This is a genomic window from Leucothrix pacifica (assembly GCF_003172875.1).
In the GTDB taxonomy this organism is placed as follows: Bacteria; Pseudomonadota; Gammaproteobacteria; order Thiotrichales; family Thiotrichaceae; genus Leucothrix; species Leucothrix pacifica.
Genome location: NZ_QGKM01000122.1, coordinates 1 through 2,616 on the forward strand (window position 1 = coordinate 1; position 2,616 = coordinate 2,616).

Annotated in this window: 1 protein-coding gene and 1 pseudogene; one reads left to right on the forward strand and one right to left on the reverse strand. The window is 41.2% G+C overall.

Annotation, left to right across the window (positions count from 1 at the left end; genetic code table 11):
* On the forward strand, positions 1 to 650 hold a 650-nt coding region (locus DKW60_RS22895), incomplete at its 5' end, for a hypothetical protein (protein WP_219988896.1).
* A gap of 370 nt (positions 651 to 1,020) precedes the next feature.
* On the opposite strand, the pseudogene DKW60_RS22900 reads toward DKW60_RS22895, so the two are convergent.
* Positions 1,021 to 2,616, reverse strand: a pseudogene (locus DKW60_RS22900) (topoisomerase DNA-binding C4 zinc finger domain-containing protein); the annotation flags it as partial.

Sequence of the window (2,616 nt, forward strand, 5' to 3'; positions counted from 1 at the left end):
AATTTATAGTTGGTTACTTAACAAGTGTTATCGTCGGTTTGTTAATAATCAAATTCAATGGTGGTCGAATGAAAGTCTTAATGTTACTAACGCTCGCTACTGTGCTTGCAACAGCTTCAGTTACCTCTCATTCTCAGACTGCCAGTGAAGAAGTAACGCCCCAAGAAGCTTTTAGTCAATCGGAAGAGCAGGCTCAGATTCCTAAGATGCTGTATCTGTTGATTGGTATACACGAAGAGTATTGTGAAAAGGACTATAGCTCACCAAAAGAGTTGAAAGATGCACTCGAACAGGATGCCCGGTTAAAGCCCCTTACCGGTTATAAGGATGTCTTTGAGCTTATGGTTGATGAAATAAGTTTTGCAGTTTCAGCAGAAAAAGATGGTTGTACGACAGATGTTATGCCAAATGACCCAAAGACAGGGGAGGTGTTCTTTACGCTTGCCCAGCTCACTCAGGTGCTACAGTTAGCAGGGTATATTGAAAATGGTGGGGTGGGTCCGCACCAGAAGACAATAACCCACGGTAACGCGTTGACTGTTTTAGGAATAGATTTCATAACACCAACCGGTGATCTCATGAAAGTAGATTACCCTGAGAATGGCCTTGGGCGTTATTACACAACGTTGTTTACTAAGAAATGGCCATAGTTTTAAACTTCTATGGATAATGTCGGGCAAGCTGTACGGTCTACTGTGGAATCAATGACGAGACAACGCCTGTTTTCCCGCCATGCTTGCGGTTTCGGATGACACCACCTGCGTAAACTGTGTCTGTGTCGAGGTAGTGAAAGGCCGGCCTTTGAGTGTGCTTCATTTTGATTTTATGTATTTATATTAAGCTGATTGGCTTTTTAGTAGTCAGAAATACTCAGTCCGGAGCGCGGTGCGGCACCTAGGTGAGTCTCCCAGAATTGTTGTTTTTCAGTCATTGTGTTGTTCATACTTGTCTCCGGTTAACAAAATGACCGAATAGCTGAGCGGGTGGAAGATGTGGTTGACCTGACGCTTATTTTTTAACTCAGTAGCTTCGAGTTCCGTTACAGCTGGGGAATTTCCTGCATCCCCAAAAAAAGTGTTGACCTCTACCTACTCCTCTAGGTGTTCTTTTGACCATCAATGATCCACATTTAGGACACTTAGGAGGTGAAGACTTATTAGAGGTGGAAGTAGAAGAGGACTTAGTAGTAGAAGAGGACTTAGTAGTAGAAGAGGTTTTTGCGTGTCTGGAAACCACAGTATTAGCTTTTGTAGGAAAACCAATTTTAATTATTTTGATTGTTTTTGGCGTTTCCGGTGGAGAAACTAAGCCTAGTGACTTTAGGTTAATTCTGGCCTGAAATCTGTCCTTTACAGCTTGAATAAGGTTGGTGTCTGACATTGCATCCTGAATTAGTTTGTCTCGGTTGTAGCTTTCAAGCGCTTTCAAGCCAGACTTCAAATCATTTAGATATGTATTTTTCCTACGGTTATAAGTATCTCTTATTTTCTTTTCCTCATTATCATCAAAAACTTGAGCTTTTTTGTAAACGAAACCAGCCTCTTTACTCTTACGCCAGTCAACTAGCTTAGAGGTAAATACTTGGCCGAATCCAGGAACTGCACTAACTCGTCTGCTATTTATATCGGCAGCCGTTTCAATGCCAAATGATCTAAGCTTTGCTTTCTTTGAGGGTCCAATACCACTGATTTTTGCATTATGTATTGAAAATTTATCTAGATAACTATTAAGTAGGTTGTTTTTACTGTCTGCCAACTGCTTATCAAGCTCTTCTTGAAGTTCAGTATCAATTTTCATACAGAGAGCAACAGTTCTTTCTAAGGATTTGGCCACAGCTTGCAATTCACCATAAACTGATCTGCCGAGAAAGCTATCAAATTTTAGTTTGAGCTGATTATCGGCCGCAGTATATTCATTTTTTATAGTAGCAAACCGTTGCTGAGTAAGTTCTGACTTGTCTCCTTTTTTGTAAATATAATATGCCAGCCCGAGGATGAATAGTGCTCCATAATTTGGAGAGTCAATCATCCATGCTAATCCTAAAATCCCACCCATGATTCCAATGGTTTGAAGTAAGCTGTCACTGGACTCATCGCTTGGGAGGGAGCTAGCGGCAGGAGTGGGTAAAGAGTTTTCTAACTCAGGCAAAATGCCCTGAAAGTCTGATATTTCAATTTGTTGAAGTCTTTTCAAGACGGCGGCTATTTGATCATTTAACCACTGGTTCCCCTTAGGCGTTGAAGCCTCATAATGAGGAAACATATCCAACCTAAATTTAGAGGTAAAACTACACCATAAGCACTCGCCAGATTTCTTTGGGTAAAAATGCGAAGGCATGACTTGGCATTTTATTAATGAGCTCTCTAATCTTGCTAAAATGTCTACCCAAACTTGAGCTGTCGGTCTGTTCTCAGAAGTTGTACCAAATGCGCGCTCAAAAGCATTCAATACCTCTAAAGGAAAGTCCTTTAATGTGAACATTCCTGGTGGAGGTAAGGTTCTAGTATCACGTTGACGTATTACAGAATAAGCGAAGCAATTTTGCTTTATTGCATCCTCAAGGGACTCCGGTCCTCCTAATCCAGCATAAGGATGCCTTCCCCCTATGTCAGGATA